This window comes from Rickettsiella endosymbiont of Dermanyssus gallinae (assembly GCF_019285595.1).
Classification (GTDB): domain Bacteria; phylum Pseudomonadota; class Gammaproteobacteria; order Diplorickettsiales; family Diplorickettsiaceae; genus Rickettsiella_B.
On record NZ_CP079094.1, the window covers coordinates 1,614,730 to 1,631,812 of the forward strand.

Annotated in this window: 14 protein-coding genes; 8 read left to right on the forward strand and 6 right to left on the reverse strand. The window is 40.9% G+C overall.

From position 1 onward, the window contains the following. The first annotated feature begins 7 nt into the window (after positions 1-7). The gene (gene relA, locus KX723_RS08210; RefSeq protein ID WP_218813868.1) at positions 8-2,218 is read left to right on the forward strand and encodes a GTP diphosphokinase; all 2,211 of its coding nucleotides are present in this window, start codon (positions 8-10) and stop codon (positions 2,216-2,218) included. Positions 2,219-2,368: 150 nt separating this feature from the next. Continuing rightward, complete coding sequence (gene xseA, locus KX723_RS08215) at positions 2,369-3,604, forward strand: exodeoxyribonuclease VII large subunit (protein ID WP_218813869.1); 1,236 nt, start codon at positions 2,369-2,371, stop codon at positions 3,602-3,604. Here xseA and KX723_RS08220 read toward each other — a convergent pair. The 4 genes from KX723_RS08220 to ppa form a co-directional block, all read right to left on the reverse strand. Next, positions 3,561-4,328: an OTU domain-containing protein gene (locus KX723_RS08220; protein WP_218813870.1), complete on the reverse strand. Its 768-nt coding sequence runs from the start codon at positions 4,326-4,328 to the stop codon at positions 3,561-3,563. The genes xseA and KX723_RS08220 overlap by 44 nt on opposite strands. Before the next feature lie 29 nt (positions 4,329-4,357). Then, positions 4,358-6,661, reverse strand: a complete 2,304-nt coding sequence (gene topA / locus KX723_RS08225) for a type I DNA topoisomerase (protein ID WP_218813871.1) — start codon at positions 6,659-6,661, stop codon at positions 4,358-4,360. Positions 6,662-6,663: 2 nt separating this feature from the next. After that, positions 6,664-7,812: a DNA-processing protein DprA gene (dprA, locus tag KX723_RS08230; RefSeq protein ID WP_218813872.1), complete on the reverse strand. Its 1,149-nt coding sequence runs from the start codon at positions 7,810-7,812 to the stop codon at positions 6,664-6,666. A 157-nt stretch (positions 7,813-7,969) separates the two neighbouring features. Next, positions 7,970-8,497 carry an inorganic diphosphatase gene (gene ppa / locus KX723_RS08235; RefSeq protein ID WP_218813873.1) on the reverse strand — a complete coding sequence of 176 codons (528 nt, stop codon included), beginning with the start codon at positions 8,495-8,497 and terminating at the stop codon, positions 7,970-7,972. An 88-nt stretch (positions 8,498-8,585) separates the two neighbouring features. Between ppa and KX723_RS08240 the strand changes: the two genes are divergently transcribed. From KX723_RS08240 to nhaA, 6 genes are all read left to right on the forward strand, one after another. After that, positions 8,586-8,927, forward strand: a complete 342-nt coding sequence (locus KX723_RS08240) for a histidine triad nucleotide-binding protein (RefSeq protein ID WP_218813874.1) — start codon at positions 8,586-8,588, stop codon at positions 8,925-8,927. 101 nt (positions 8,928-9,028) lie between these two features. Beyond that, positions 9,029-9,589 carry a transglycosylase SLT domain-containing protein gene (locus KX723_RS08245; RefSeq protein WP_218813875.1) on the forward strand — a complete coding sequence of 187 codons (561 nt, stop codon included), beginning with the start codon at positions 9,029-9,031 and terminating at the stop codon, positions 9,587-9,589. A 20-nt stretch (positions 9,590-9,609) separates the two neighbouring features. After that, positions 9,610-10,050 (forward strand): DNA polymerase III subunit chi, encoded by a 441-nt coding sequence (locus KX723_RS08250; protein WP_218813876.1) that lies wholly within the window; start codon positions 9,610-9,612, stop codon positions 10,048-10,050. Continuing rightward, a complete protein-coding gene (locus KX723_RS08255) occupies positions 10,044-12,818 on the forward strand; it encodes a valine--tRNA ligase (protein ID WP_218813877.1) in 2,775 nt (924 codons plus the stop codon). The genes KX723_RS08250 and KX723_RS08255 overlap by 7 nt, the downstream gene beginning before the upstream one ends. Positions 12,819-12,884: 66 nt before the next feature. Continuing rightward, positions 12,885-13,604 carry a DNA polymerase III subunit epsilon gene (dnaQ, locus tag KX723_RS08260; protein WP_218813878.1) on the forward strand — a complete coding sequence of 240 codons (720 nt, stop codon included), beginning with the start codon at positions 12,885-12,887 and terminating at the stop codon, positions 13,602-13,604. After that, the gene (gene nhaA, locus KX723_RS08265; protein ID WP_218813879.1) at positions 13,605-14,789 is read left to right on the forward strand and encodes a Na+/H+ antiporter NhaA; all 1,185 of its coding nucleotides are present in this window, start codon (positions 13,605-13,607) and stop codon (positions 14,787-14,789) included. Here the strand turns inward: nhaA and hemE are convergent. Together hemE and KX723_RS08275 are read right to left on the reverse strand one after the other, a co-directional pair. Further along, on the reverse strand, positions 14,786-15,850 hold the full coding sequence (gene hemE / locus KX723_RS08270; protein ID WP_218813880.1) for a uroporphyrinogen decarboxylase: 1,065 nt from the start codon (positions 15,848-15,850) through the stop codon (positions 14,786-14,788). The two genes, nhaA and hemE, sit on opposite strands and share 4 nt — an antisense overlap. 3 nt (positions 15,851-15,853) lie before the next feature. Next, positions 15,854-16,921, reverse strand: a complete 1,068-nt coding sequence (locus KX723_RS08275) for an FUSC family protein (protein ID WP_218813881.1) — start codon at positions 16,919-16,921, stop codon at positions 15,854-15,856. Between the last annotated feature and the right edge of the window lie 162 nt (positions 16,922-17,083).

Here is a 17,083-nt window from a genome sequence, read left to right on the forward strand (position 1 = left end):
AATCATTATGGTTAAAATAAAAAATTCTCTTTACTTAAACGAAGATAGCAGTATCAATTTAGAAGCCTGGTTACATCACGCCGCTATGCAACGTAATCCAGAAGATTTCAAGCTTATCCGCCAAGCCTGTATTTTAAGTCAAATTGTTGGCGAAACAAAAGTAACACCTACCAATGTCTCTTGCCTGCAACAAGGGTTGACCATGGCAGAAATTCTTTTGGACTTGCACCTCGATAAAGAAACCATAGCCGCTGCTTTAATCTATAGCGGTGTCAATTATGCTGAACTCTGCTTAGAAACGATTGACGAGCATTTAGGCCTAGCAGTTACTAAGCTTATCGAAGGCGTAACACAAATGGATGCCATCCGTATTTCTAGCACGGCTACACCTATTTACCAAACGCAACTAGAAAATACACGCAAAATGTTACTTGCAATGGTAAAAGACATGCGTGTTGTTTTAATTAAATTAGCCGAACGCGTAGCCACCATACGTACACTCGATAATTTAGAAGAAGAAGCAAGACAATCTTATGCCAGAGAAACGCTGGACATTTATGCGCCTCTGGCCAACCGTTTAGGTGTAGGCCAATTGCAGTGGGAACTTGAAGATCTTGCTTTACATTATTTAGAGCCCAAAGTTTATGGAAAAATAGCACGCTTATTACAGGAACGTTTAGTCGACAGAGAAGCCTATGTTCAAGGCTTAATTGCAGAATTGCGTAATGTCTTGGAAAATGCGCACTTACAAAACTTTCAACTACATGGTCGAGTCAAACATATCCATAGCATTTACCGAAAAATGCAACAGAAAAAATTAGAATTTGAAGAACTGTATGATTTAAATGCTATCCGTATTTTAGTCAACACCGTTAAAGATTGTTATAACGCCTTAAGTATTATCCATGGTCTATGGCCCCCGATTAATGGGCAGTTTGATGATTATATCGCTACGCCAAAATCAAATGGCTATCGTTCTATTCATACAGCGGTATTAGGTCCCAATCAAAAAAGACTAGAAATACAGATTCGCACGCATCAAATGCACCAAGAATCAGAACACGGCTTGGCAGCGCATTGGCAATATAAAGAAAACTCTCAACAAAAAATCGGTTATCAAACTAAAATAGCCTGGTTACGACAAGTGCTTGAATGGCAAAAAGAATTAGTCAAGCAAGGTAGAGCGACCGTGCCGGGCCTTACTACTATTCTAGATGACAGAATCTATGTCTTTACACCGAATGGCGATATTGTCGATCTACCCAAGGGCTCAACACCACTCGATTTTGCCTATCATATTCATAGCGAAATCGGACATCGTTGTCGCGGAGCAAAAATTAATGGCGCAATCGTCCCTCTAACTTATCAATTAAAAACAAGTGAACAAGTTGAAATTCTGACCACAAAGCAAGGTGCTCCAAGCCGAGATTGGCTAAATCCTAATCTTGGCTATCTATTTACAGCCCGAGCAAAAGCTAAAGCACACCATTGGTTTAAAAGCCAAGATTATGATCAACACATTGCTGACGGACAAATTTTATTAGATAAAGAATGCCAACGCCTTGGATTAGTTGCCGTCGATCAGGAACAATTAGCGCATAAACTTCATTTTAAAGCTAAAAAAGAATTATTAGCGGCATTAGGCAGTGGCGATCTACGTATTACACAACTTTTGAATGCCATACAAACCAAAGAACATCTGCCTGAAGCAAGAATGCTGATTGAACCGGATATTTTACTAGGAAAACCACGCAGCACCTTACCTGAAGGCATCACTATTGCCGGAGTCACTGATCTTTTGACTCAAACAGCAGGCTGTTGTAAACCGGTTCATGGTGATCCTATACGAGGATTCATTACTCAAGGTCGTGGTATTGTTTTACACCGCGATGATTGCACCCATTTATTAAACCTTGAATCAGATAAGCAGGACCGTTTAGTAAATGCAGACTGGGGGAAAGAAGTTAGCCAAGTCTATCCGGTAGATGTTTGTGTAGAAGCCTATGATCGACCTGGACTTGTACGTGATGTTTCGACACTAATTGCAAACGAAAAGATTAATTTGATTGCATTGACATTATCAAGTAATAAAATAGAACCTAAAGCCTTTATGAAATTAACGATTGAGATTCCCAGTTTAACATCACTGAGTAAAGTCTTAGACCGCATTAAACAGATACCGAATGTGATAGGGGTGAAGCGGCAAGTCGTCAATTAACGTCGAACCCATGAACTCGTCATGGCGAGGCCGAAACCAAGTGAAGGCCGCGGCAATCCAGGAAAAAGTAAAGTCTTTCACTGGATTGCCACGCGCTTCGCGCTCGCAATGACGAAAATAATTTTATGCACTTGCAATGACAAATAAATAATGACAATTAACTTATCAGAAAGAAAAAAATCAGCATTAAGTTCAGAGGATGTGATCTACAGCATCTCTGAGCTCAATCAAATGGTACAAGACTTATTAGAAGATGCCTTTTTACCGCTTTGGATAGAAGGAGAAATTTCTAATTTCGCTTGCCCTAGTTCAGGACATTGGTATTTTTCCTTAAAAGATAAAAATGCCCAAGTGCGATGCGCCCTCTTTCAGGGACGCCATCGTTATAAAGATTTACAACCTAAAGATGGCATGCAAGTCCTGGTACGTGCCAAAATCAGTCTTTATCCAGCACGTGGTGAATTCCAATTAATTGTTGATCAAATGGAGCTTGCCGGTGAAGGTGCACTGCGCAAAGCCTTTGAACAATTAAAAGCTAAATTAGCCACGGAAGGTTTATTTGAAAATTGTCACAAAAAATCTCTGCCTAAATTTCCTAAAACTATCGGCGTTATTACCTCAGAAACCGGTGCGGCACTTCGAGATATCTGTGTCATCTTAAAACGACGCTTTGCTTCTATCGCTATTATTATTTATCCCTGCCTTGTTCAAGGAAAAACAGCTGCTACACAAATCGCGGCACAAATCCAGTGTGCTAACCAACGTCAAGAATGTGATGTTTTAATTTTAGCGCGTGGCGGAGGATCCTTAGAAGATCTCTGGTGTTTCAATGAAGAAAGTGTCGCCAGAGCCATTTTTAACAGTCAATTACCACTTATTAGTGCGATAGGCCATGAAACTGACTTTACTATTGCCGATTTTGTAGCCGATCATCGGGCAGCAACACCTTCCATGGCCGCTCAGTTAGCAAGTCCAGATATGCAGGAATATCAACCGCTGTTAATTAAAAGCATGCAGCGTTTAATTAACAGCATACGCCATATTATAAATCGTTATCACCAACAACTGGAAAACCTTGGCAAACGCTTACGCCACCCCCGTCAACGTTTACAAGACAACGCGCAGCGCCTAGATGATTTAACGCAACGCTTAACATTAAATATGAAAACACAATTAGAAATGCGCCAGCAAAAACTATCAGGATTATCGCGCACGCTACATGCCGTTAGTCCTCTTGCTAGCCTAGCCCGTGGTTATGCGGTGATTAAACATGTTAAAACGAAACAAATCATCCGTGAAATCAGCGATGTCACTATTGGCGATCAGGTTGTTGCCGAAATTGCTAACGGGAAGCTTTTATGTCAGGTTGAGGATCTTCTTGATTAACCTCATCGTTTCTATCCGTTGTTGTTGCAAAAAAACCATCCGAAAAACGGCTAGCAGAGGGAAGCTCATAAAAGCTTTCCCTACGTTCCCTCTGTACATTGGTTTCCGGAAAATTGAAACGATAACGACTATTCTCAAAAGACAAAAGTAAAGTAACTCGATCTTCCGTAGGAAAAATTGCTGTCTTCATATCTGGCTTAAATAAAAGCGTTGTGTTTGAACTTTTATCATAAACATGAATATCACAACCCAATAAACTACATAACGCAGTTATTTCAAATTCACCACCCCAGGTTCCAGATACCGATATTTCTTTTAAATATTGATCAAAATCACCCGTCATGAAATCTGAATAAGCCTCTTTATGTTGGGACAGAAAATTAACCGTATGATTGCGCAGCTGTTTAATTAAATTTTCAAAATCTTCATTCAAAATAAAATCAGAATTTGAAGTTCTTAAAAAATTTTTCATATGGACTTCTAAAGAACTGATAGATTGACCAACATGGTCAGGTTCCTCTATAAGTTTCTGAAGTCTAGCGATTAAATTTGCGCGGGGTGGGGATGCCGCATAACAAACATTCAAATAAGCTAAAGCAACAGCCCAAAATAGACAGTTTCCGTCATCATGACGGCCAGCAAATATATCTAAGGAATTTTTTTTAGACGCTTTTTCGGCAACCTTAGGATCACCTCCATTTTCATTCTCTAATGTTGTTTCCATTTTCCATTACTCTCCCTGTCATTAATAATTTACTCTACTGGCGCAGACTCCATAGGCTCCGCATAGCCACATTCTTTACGTGGGCATACTTTTTCTGTGCCCCGTCGCTTAGTTGTCTTAATTGTCATCACTGGCCACGCGCAACGTGGACAAGCTTGCTCAACCGGTTCATTCCATACCGCATAGGTACAGGTTGGGTAAGTAGAACACGAATAAAAAATCTTACCGTAACGTGACTTTCGTTTCAGTAAGCTGCCTTTATGGCATTCAGGGCATTCAATGCCCGTATCCGCTGGTTTTTCCAAGGGCTCTATCTGTTTACATTTTGGATAATAACTACAACCAATAAATTTACCGTAACGACCTATTTTAATATGTAACGCATGGCCACAATCGGGACAAACGCGCCCTTCTACGACTTCAGGTTCGCTCGCTGTTGTCACTTCCCCTTCCATATTGCGTGTATAGTCACAATCTGGATAACCCGAACAACCAATAAAGCGGCCGCGTTTTCCTAAACGTATTGATAGCGGTTTAGCGCATTTAGGACAGTTTTCATCTAAAGCTTCTTGTGTTACATCTTTACGCTGCACAGTTTCTTCTGTGGTCTCTACTAATGTTTTAAACGGCATCCAAAAATCCTTCAACAAAGGCACCCATTCTAGCTCGCCTCTGGAAATTTGATCCAGCTTATCTTCTAATCGTGCAGTAAAGTCATAATCGACATATTGCATAAAGTAACGCGTTAAAAACTTATTCACCACGCGTCCAACATCGGTGGGTTTAAAACGCTTTTGATCCAATATAACGTATTCGCGATTTTGCAACGTTGAAATAATAGGCACATACGTGGAAGGACGACCAATATCCCGTTCTTCTAAGGCTTTAACTAAACTTGCTTCGCTATAGCGTGGCGGCGGTTCAGTAAAATGTTGATCCGCACTGATGTCTATTAAATCAACAACATCACCTTCTTTCAGCGGCGGTAACATACTGCCTTCTTCATCCGATTTTGCTTTGCTTTCATCTTGGCTTTCAAGATAAACCGCCATAAAACCCGGATTAACGATGGTAGAACCATTCGCACGAAAACAATGATCTGAAGTATCCTTCGCTCTCAAATCCACAGCAACCGTATTAATCGTCGCATGGATCATCTGCGAAGCAACGGCACGCTTCCATATTAATTCGTAGAGCTTGCGCTGTTCAGGTGTTAAATGTGCTTTTATGTCTTCAGGTGCATATTCAACATGGGTAGGACGGATTGCTTCATGCGCTTCTTGTGCATTGCGGCTCTTAGTACGAAACTGACGTGGCGATTCAGGCACTTCGTTCTCGCCATAACGTTGTACAATATATCCACGAATAGATTCTAAGGCTTCATTAGAAAGATGAACGGAATCGGTACGCATATAGGTAATCAACCCGACCGCGCCTTCACCTACATCAATTCCTTCATAAAGTTGTTGCGCCAAACGCATCGTTCGCTGTGCCGTAAAACCCAGTTTACGCCCGGCTTCTTGTTGTAAAGTAGAGGTTGTAAAAGGAGCCGTTGGATTACGTTTGCGTTGTTTCTTTTCAACTTTTGTGACGAGCAAATGGCCTTGTGCTATTTTTTCCAAGGTGCTTTTTATTGTTTCTGCTTGAGTTTGCGTTGTGATACTAAACTGCTCAAGTTTCTCATTGTTATATTCGATCAAACGCGCAAAAAAATTCTGTTGTTCGGCCTGAGTATTCGCCGTCAGTGTCCAATATTCCTGTGTTTTAAACGCTTCTATTTCTTCTTCACGCTCAACAATTAAGCGTAGCGCAGGACTCTGTACACGCCCCGCAGACAATCCACGACGTACTTTCTTCCAAAGTAGTGGCGATAGTGTAAAACCAACCAGATAGTCTAAAGCGCGGCGTGCTTGCTGCGCATTGACCAAATCCATCGCAATCTCACGCGGATTCGCAACGGCCGCTTTAACAGCGGCCTTGGTGATCTCATGAAACACAACGCGATAGACGGGTTTATCGTTTAAGAGTTTTTTAGCTTTAAGGATTTCATAAACATGCCAAGCAATAGCCTCACCCTCTCGATCAGGGTCAGTTGCTAGATAAAGTGCATCGGCTGCTTTGAAGGCCTTAACGATCATATCCACATGCTTGGCATTCTTCTCGATAAGCGCATAGGTCATCGCGAAGTCATGCACTGGATCCACAGCCCCTTCTTTAGGGAGTAAATCACGGACGTGCCCATAAGAAGCGAGGACTTCGAAATCCTTACCTAAATATTTTTTAATTGTTTTAGCCTTTGCAGGCGATTCAACAATCAATAGATTCTTTGCCATATTTATTTCCTCGCATAGCCCCCGGGGACCGCACTAATATAACCTTGTAACTCAAGTAAGGCTAAACGAGCAAGTAGCCTATCTGCCGTCAAGCCGGTTCGCATGACTAAACTATCTATTGTCGTCGTTTCAAATCCCAGGCACTCTACAAGCTTTATATCGTCAGAATCAAGCCCAGGTTTTGAATCGGGTCGATCCGTTACTGTAAAACTACCTTCTATAGGACCCATTGCCACATTAAACAAGCCCGTTGCAAAAGACAATCCAAGCAAAATATCATGACTACTTTCAACAAGGCTAGCGCCTTGCTTTAACAACGCATGGCAACCCCGACTCAAAGGATTAGCAATAGAGCCCGGCACAGCAAAAACCTCACGTCCTTGTTCCGCTGCATAACGTGCCGTAATTAAGGAACCACTTCTCATCGCCGCCTCAATAACAACAACGCCTACACTTAATCCACTAATAATCCGATTGCGGCGTGGAAAATGTTCTGTTCTTGGGGATACATCGGGAAAAAATTCAGAAATAAGCGCGCCTCCTTTTTCTACAATCTGCAACGCTAATCCTCGATGGCAACGAGGATAAATTTGACCAATTCCGGAACCTAAAACAGCGATTGTTTTACCGCTTGCCGCTAAACACCCTTGATGGCTCGCGCCATCAATACCGCGTGCTAAACCACTCGTAACAACAAACCCTTGCTGGCTTAATTCACTTGCAAAGCTATGGGCTATTTCTAAACCTATTGGCGATGGTTGACGCGTACCCACAATAGCCAATTGATAATCTTTAAGGACAGAGACATCACCTTCAACAAATAAAACTAAAGGTGGAGAGGCTACTTCACGTAGTAAGGGTGGATAAAGATCATTCTGCCAATGCAGAATATGCCGGCCCGGTTTTTCTCGCCAAGTGAGGCAAGCATCAACACGTTTCCAATCAGGTTTTTTTAACCCTGCTATTAAAGCGTTACTGATGCCTGCTGCAGATAATGCTTCGGGTGATGCTGAGAGTAATGCAGTAGGTGTTGAAAAAACAGCAAGTAATTTCAACACCGTTGCGAAACCACATTGTGGCACGGTGTAAACTGCCAACCAGTCTCGTAAGATACTCTTCGCACTTGAATGTTTGTCTGCGTTCCCGCTCAACTCGCCATCCTCATGTATCTGTATACACTCCGGTGGCTTCGTTTTCGCGGCGCCTTGCCAAAAATCCAATTGCTGTGAGTACACATCCATGAGAAACCTTTCCAAACGGGCTGTTATTTGGTTTATTGCCCTCGCATGACGCTACACAACGTTTTTATTATTTGTAACGTTTAATACTCGTCAAAATTTCTTCTTGGGCATATTTAACACCCTTCCACGCTTTCACTTTGGCCCATTTATTTTTCTCAAGATCTTTATAATGCTCAAAAAAGTGCTTAATACTATCGGTTAATTGTGAAGGTAAATCTTCCCAGGTCTTTACCCCATGATAAAGTGTTGACAGCTTATCAATGGGAACCGCTAAAATCTTGGCATCAATACCCGATTCATCTTCCATTTCCAACATACCGACCGGTCTACAGGCAATGACACAGCCAATTAACAAAGGGAATGGTGCAACAACCAACACATCCACGGGGTCCCCATCTTCTGACAAGGTTTGAGGTACATAACCATAGTTGCATGGATAGTACATTGCTGTGCCTAAGAATCGGTCTACACATAAAGCACCCGTCTCTTTATCAACCTCATATTTAATGGGATCACTGTGACTAGGAATTTCTATCACTACATTGATTTCATCCGGCGTTTTTTTACCTGGTCCAATTTTAACAAGCGCGCTCATTGTTTATATTTCCTAAAAGTTTCTTTTAAAGCATAATCATAACAAAATTGACACTTTAAACCATCCCAATCTTGGTCATAGGAAGCTTATGGACTGTATTTTTTGTAAAATAATTAAGGGTGAATTGCCAACTGATAAAGTTTATGAAGATGAAAATATCCTAGCATTCAACGATCTACATCCACGTGCACCTATTCATCAACTCATTGTTCCCAAAAAACATATCGCTACCTTAAACGATTTGACGGAAGAGGATACTGAGCTGGTTGGAACTATGGTGCAAACAGCACGTCACTTAGCCGAAAAAGCAAATATTTCCCAATCAGGCTATCGTACCGTTTTCAATTGTAATAAGGATGGCGGGCAAGAGGTTTTCCATTTGCACTTACACCTCATAGGGGGACGCGCCCTACACTGGCCTCCCGGTTAGCGGATGCCTAAAGTACTTGCCAACCCAAGAGCGCTGTAGGTATATTTCCGTATAAGAATAATTTATTCATATTTCTAAGAGAAAAAACGAGAGAAAAAGCGATGGATCTAGTCACCCTTATTTTAGCTTGCAGTCTCTATGCAGACAATACTGTCCCCTATGCCATGGTACAAGCAGGAAGTGGAAATAAGCCATTGTTCGTCACGGTGGATAAGCAATCTAAACAATTTAAAACAGAATCTGCAGCCATTGCTTATACCCAAGAAAAAATAGCACAAGGCAAAAAGGTTAATATTGGCTTAATGCAAATTTCCAGCCAATGGCTCCCAGAAGTGGGCGCTCACGCAGCGGATTTATTCCGTCCCTGTAAAAATATGGTCATCGCCACGCAAATTATGAATAAGTTACGCCTACAATGTCAGACTTTAGCGGCGCATAATCCCACACTCAACGTTCAAACGTGTATGCTATCGATGTATAAAACAGGAAATACACAAGCTGGAATCCCGTTTGCAAACACGGTGATTGCTTATGCGGACAATCACCCTTTTTCTCCTTTAGCTGAAAAAGCACGTGACCCTGGCATGTTAGCCGCTGCCGCAAAACCCAAACCCGCTGCGCTAGCAGCGAATGCTAATACGGCGCCTAGTGAGGCTTCATAAAAAATGGGTGGTAATACATTATGCCAAATGTTGATTTTTATTTATTAAATACCGCTAGCAAACAAGACAGCTACCGTTTTCTCTGTCGTTTAGTAGAAAAAGCCTACCAGCAGCAAAATCACGCTTATATCCACACCAGTTCTTTAGAAGAAGCGCAATGCCTAGATGACTTATTATGGACTTTTAGAGATATCAGTTTCATCCCACATCAGATAGGTGAGACAAGCGATGCCTTGTTTCCGCCTTCTATACTGATTGGTACCGACAAACCCAAACAACAATCGGCGGATATTTTATTTAATCTTACACAAGAAGCACCACCCTTTTTCAGCCAATTTTCACGCATCATTGAAGTCGTATGCGAAGAAAAAGACCATAAAATACAAGCTCGTAAAAAATATAAGGTTTATAAAGAACAAAACTGCCCGTTAACAACACATAACATAAGCTTACCATGCTAGATAAAACCTATAACTCAAAACAGATTGAAGCCACGTGGCGCGAACGTTGGGAAAATAACACGTATTTTCAACCGAGTGGAAAAGGAGAAGCGTACTGTATTGTGCTGCCTCCTCCGAATGTGACCGGTAGTCTACATATGGGGCATGGCTTTCAAGTCACATTAATGGATGCTTTGATCCGCTATCAGCGCATGTGCGGAAAAAATGTATTGTGGCAAGGCGGTACGGATCATGCCGGTATTGCCACACAAATGGTGGTAGAACGCCAACTATTGGCACAAGGAAAAACACGCCACGATTTAGGGCGAGAAAAATTTTTAGAATCTGTGTGGGAATGGAAAACCAAATCAGGCGGCATGATCACTCAGCAATTACGTTGCATGGGAGCATCCATTGATTGGTCGCGTGAACGTTTTACGCGTGATCCCGAATTTTCAACGGCTGTAGAAAAAGTATTCGTTGATTTATACCAAAAGGGCTTGATCTATAAAGGAAAACGCTTAGTCAATTGGGATCCACAATTATTAACTGCTGTCTCTGATCTTGAAGTTATTAACCAAGAAGAACAAGGCAGCTTATGGACTATTCTTTATCCGCTTGCAGACTCACCTGATTTATTTTTATCCGTTGCTACAACGCGGCCAGAAACCTTATTAGGTGATGTGGCCGTTGCCGTCCACCCTGACGATCCACGCTTTCAAAAATTCATTGGAAAAAAATTACAGCTTCCATTAAGCGATCGATTAATTCCTATTGTTGCAGATAACAGTGTCGATCCTGCCTTTGGTAGCGGCTGCGTTAAAATAACACCTGCACATGACTTTAATGATTATGCCTTAGCACAACGCCATCATTTAGAAAGTATTAATATTTTTACGCCTAACGCACATCTCAATGAATCGGTCCCAAAATCTTATCAAGGACTGGAACGTTTTGAAGCACGACAAAGAATTGTCAAAGATTTAGAAGCCCTGGGATTATTAGAAAAAATAGAAGCGCATACCTTAAAAATTCCGCGCGGTGATCGTTCTGGCGTTATTATAGAACCCTATCTCACGGATCAATGGTTTATGTCTATGAAACCATTGGCAAAACCGGCGATCGATGCCATTCATAATGAAGAACTTGATTTTATCCCTGAAACCTGGCGAAAAGTTTCTTTACAGTGGCTAGAAAACATCGAAGATTGGTGTATTAGCCGACAACTTTGGTGGGGACATCGAATACCGGCTTGGTACGATGAAGAAGGCGAAATCTATGTAGGGCAGGATGAGGATAGCGTTCGAAAATATTATGCACTTCCTGATTCAATCGTACTTAAACAAGATGAAGATGTGCTAGACACTTGGTTTTCATCCGCTTTATGGCCTTTTGTTACCCTAGGTTGGCCAACCTCAACGCAGGAGCTAAAAACTTTTTATCCAACCAATGTGTTAGTAACAGGGTTTGATATCATTTTTTTCTGGGTGGTGCGCATGCTGATGATGGGCTTACACTTCATGGGTGAAGTCCCTTTTAAACAGGTTTATGTTACCGGGCTCATCCGCGATCATGATGGACAGAAAATGTCGAAATCAAAAGGAAATGTCTTAGATCCACTCGATGTGACACAAGGTATTAGTTTAGAAGCATTAATCAAGAAACGTTGCCAAGGTCTGATGCAACCCCAAATGGCGAAAAAAATCGAACAGGCTACACGTCAACAATTCCCCAAAGGTATTGCTGCTTTTGGTATGGATGCATTGCGTTTTACTTATTGTGCGCTTGCTTCACCCACACGCGATATTCGTTTTGATTTAAATCGCACGGAAGGTTATCGCAATTTTTGTAATAAACTGTGGAATGCCGCACGCTTTGTACTCATGCATACCGAAAATCAAACCGTTTGCAGTACACCGACTACCTTATCAATGCCAGTAAACCGTGCTTTTCGCTCACAATTACAATCGACCACGGCGGCTATGCATGCCCATTTTCAAACCTATCGCTTTGATTTAATGGCACAGACCATCTACGAATTCGTTTGGAATGAATTTTGTGACTGGTATTTAGAATTAGCTAAGCCCATGTTACTCAAAACCGATGCGCCCGAAGCGCAACAAGAAACACGTGCTAATTTAATCGAGATATTAGAAATCTGTTTACGCTTATTGCATCCTTTAATGCCCTTTATTACCGAAGAAATTTGGCAATCGATTGCGCCACTGGCTGGAAAAACCGGCGAAACAATCATGTTACAAGCGTATCCCCGCATTAATGAAGCGGAAAGAGATCCTTCTGCCGAAGAATCTTTAGCATGGATTAAGCAAGTGGTTACTACGATACGTACACTTCGTAGCGAAATGGGCATAGCACCTGGAAAGAAAATTCCTTTATTATTAGCCAAAGGTAATGAAAACGATCGTGAAAATAGTGTGCTGTTTGCCGCGGATATTATCAACCTAGCTAAACTCAGCGATATAAGCTGGCTTAATGAACAAAAGGCAGCAGAAACAACGGGGCCTAGTACTATGGGCTTAGTCGGTACATTGGAAATATTAATTCCTATGGCTGGACTCATCGATACAAATGCAGAAATACAGCGCCTAGAAAAAGAAATTAATAAAATCGAACAAGAAATTGGGCGTGCGCAGTCTAAATTAAGCAACAAGGCGTTTATAAGCAATGCGCCATCCGAGATTGTTGAGCAAGAAAATAAACGCCTCAGTGATTTTACTGCCCAGCAGTTAAAGTTACGCGAACAATTACAAAGTTTACAAAAAATATAATCGCATTAGCTAGGATGAATACGCGGTACTATCCATTTTTGTTTCTTCATTTATTAACTTTTATTTATGCGTCAAATTATTTTAGATACCGAAACGACGGGTAGAGAAATCAGTGCTGGACACCGCGTGATTGAAATTGGCTGCCTTGAATTAATCGATCGTCGATTAACAAAACAACATTTTCATTGTTATCTGAACCCAGGACGCGACAGCGAGGCAGGCGCACTGGCTGTGCATGGCTTAACCACCGAATTTCTTCAAGACAAGCCCTTATTTTCATCCATCGTTGATGAATTATTAGCATTCATCAACGGCGCTGAGTTAATTATCCATAATGCACCGTTTGATCTTTCTTTTCTCGATAATGAAATACAATTAACCAAAAAAAATTACAAAAAAGTAACTCATTATTGCCAAGTATTGGATACACTGCCTTTAGCACGGCAACTTCATCCCGGACAACGTAATAGTTTAGACGCCTTATGTAAACGTTATGAGATTGATAATTCTAAGCGTGATAAACACGGCGCGCTACTCGATGCTGAATTATTAGCGCGCGTTTATCTTGCGATGACCGGTGGCCAAACCAATCTATTTGACGATAATCAAATCACTAATCATCCACTCACCTCTACCAAAAATAAAAAGAGCGTTACTATGCACGAACTTCCTATCCTTCATGCCAATACAGAAGAGCTAAGCGAGCACCAACGCTGTTTATCAACGATTAATAAAACAGCAGGTCACTGCCTATGGCTTAACAGTGATTCAAAGGATTTTCATTAAATGCGTAAGTTATTTAATCAGTTTACACAACTACAAACAGCCGGCGGAATACTTTTAGGTATTGCTACACTGATTGCTTTATTTCTCGCCAACTCACCCTTAGAAAGCTATTACCAAAACCTATTACAGCTAACTCTCACTTTAGGAAACTTGCATCTCTCATTTTTGCACTTCGTTAACGATGGCTTAATGACTATTTTCTTTTTTTTAGTCAGTTTAGAAATAAAACGTGAGCTGATACAAGGTGAACTTAATAGCATCAATAAAGCGCTGTTACCTACGATGGCAGCTATTGGAGGGATGATAGTACCTGCATTTTTCTATTTACTCATTAATCATGGACACTCTGTAAACACACCGGGCTGGGCCATTCCAATGGCAACCGATATCGCTTTTTCCTTAGGCGTGCTCTCACTACTTAATAAAAAAATTCCTAATTCCTTAAAGATTTTTTTAACCGCCTTAGCCATTATCGACGATCTGGGCGCTATTCTTGTTATTGCAATTTTTTATACACAACAGATCGGTTGGCTTTACTTAATCCTTGCTTTTGCCTGCCTCATCGCTTTAATCGCGTTAAATTATTTTGATATTAATCGCTTTCTGCCCTATCTGCTATTCGCACTACCTTTATGGTTGTTTATTCTTAAATCTGGCGTGCATGCAACCATTGCGGGTGTACTATTTGGCCTCACTATTCCATTGCGCAACAGCAAGCAACAACCGTCCTTATTAAACAAATTAGAACGTCAACTACACCCTTGGATTGCTTACGCTATTTTGCCAGTTTTTGCCTTTGCTAATGCGGGTTTATCGTTTACTGGATTGCATTGGAAAACATTAGCGCATCCTTTACCGTTAGGCATTATCGCTGGATTATTTCTTGGTAAACAGCTTGGAATTCTTAGTGCAAGTTGGTTAGCAGTAAAAGCCAAGTGGGCAAAATTACCCCATAAGGCAAACTGGCAACATATCTATGGCACTGCTTTAATTTGCGGTATTGGTTTCACCATGAGTTTGTTTATTGCTAATCTTGCTTTTTCTGATGGCGAGACTTCTTCTTTGGTACGTCTAGGCGTTTTAAGTGGCTCTGCTTTATCAGGCATTCTTGGTTATTTCGTATTATTTTTTAGTAAAACAAAAAGTAAAATGGAGAACAGCGCTCAAGCTACGATCTTAAGCTAGGCTTTATGAAAAGGCTGACTCAACTCATGCACAGCACCCACCAATACCTTTACTTTATCAGGCGAAGTAAATTGAGAAATACCATGTCCTAGGTTAAATACATGCCCTGTTCCGGTTCCATAAGCACTAAGAATCGTGCTTACCTCTTCACGTATGCGTTCATCCGTACCAAAAAGCACAGCAGGATCCATATTACCTTGTAAGGCGACTTTATCTCCCACACGTTGCCGAGCCTGTGCTAAATCAATCGTCCAATCTAAACCAATCGCATCACACGTTGAGTTAGCTATTTTTTCTAACCAAAACCCACCACCTTTAGTAAACAATACCACCGGTATTTTCTCTTGATTATGTTCACGCGTAAGACCCGCAACAATTTGCGTCATATAATCTAATGAAAAAGATTGATAAGCCGAAGGTGTTAATAACCCACCCCAAGTATCAAAAATCATTACGGCTTGCACACCCAATTCTATCTGTGTATTAAGATATTGGGTAATGGCTTTTGTTAATGTATTTAATAAAGAATGCAGTGCTTGTGGCTCTTGATAAAGCAATGTCTTAACTTGTCTAAATTCTCGACTTCCGCCTCCCTCCAACATGTAACACGCTAATGTCCATGGACTACCTGAAAATCCAATTAAAGGCACTTTATTATTGATTTCACGCCTACATAATGAAACGGCATCACAAACATAACGTAGTTCTTGCATCGGGTCGGGAATTTTTAATGCTTTAATATCCGCTAATGTCTTAAGCGGTTTATGGAATTTTGGCCCCTCGCCTTCTACAAAATACAGACCTAAACCCATGGCATCAGGAATCGTTAAAATATCAGAAAAGAGAATAGCCGCATCTAATTCAAACCGTGCTAAAGGTTGTAACGTAACTTCACACGCTAATTCAGGTGTTTTACAGAGCGTTAAAAAATCGCCTGCTTTTTTACGCGTTGCACAGTATTCAGGCAAATATCGGCCGGCCTGACGCATAATCCAAACTGGTGTTCGATCCACGGGCTGCCGAAAAAAAGCACGTATTAAACGATGAGATGAATTATTCATAGCTTATATTTTTTTTATTAAATGGTGCGTTTCTGTTAATTGGTTTAATAAATTTCCTGCTGCAAAAATAAATAAATCAATCGCTAACTTATCAGAATCTGTCGTGATAAGTGGACTGAGCTCTTGCTGCACTTCGTTTTTCCATTTTAATATGCTCGCCAAGGTAGTAGCAGGATATTCAGTTTCTTTATCATTAAGCTGTTCTATAAGTGCTTCAAACAATTTATCACTGCGCTCATAAATCTTTTGTACCCGCGCCTGTTGATTAATATTCACACGCATCTCTTCAGAAAAACTCATTAATGCGTTTTTCATCAAACTAATCCAACGTAAAATTTCGCGCTCTGAACGCAGAATAGCCTTAAACACGTGTGCTAGCGGCGAACGACCAAACGATTCGCGCATGACTTCATCCAGTAATTTACTCTGACTACTAAATCGACTGATTACTTTATCTTCATAAACTTCATAGTTCTTTTCAGCTTCTAAAGAATAAAATCCTTTTAATTGCTTAGAAATTTCTTTCAGGTTTTTTAGGGTATTTAACACAATATAACGTAATTGTGTTCTGGAATGTAAAGGCCAAATAAAACGTGAGACTAACAAGGCAACCACGATACCCAAACTAATTTCAAAAAAGCGGCTTAAAACATTGGCATAACTCGGGTTTTGGCCAACCAAGATAACCACCGTGGTTACCGCACCTAAAGGTCCAGCTTCACTCAAATAACTGGGACTATCGGCAATGTAACTAAATAAAGCCGTCGTAAGACATAATATTAAAGTAGTCCAAACAACGGAAGGATAAGCCAGCCAAAGTGTGATCGCTGCAATACAGGCACCTAAAACAGTACCTAAAAAGCGCATATAAGATTTTTGTATAATGGCGCCCACACGAGATTGCGCGCACATAACCACTAAAATACTAATTAATACCCACTGTCCATCTTGGGGAAAATGAAATATGCGTACAATAAATACGCCTAATAAAAAGGCAATAGCGGTCTTTAGGCTATGAATCAGCCTATTATTGTCTAATTTAGGGAATCGAAACCATTGAATCCAGTTCATAGTATGAAAATACCGTATACCGAGCTTTAGGTAAATATACTCTTCGCACTTGAGTTTTCAGCTGTGTTCCCGCTCGGTTCGCAATCCTCATGTATCTATATACACTGCGGTTGCTCTCTCCTTCGCGGAGCCTTGCTGAAAATCCCATTGCTGTGAGTATAT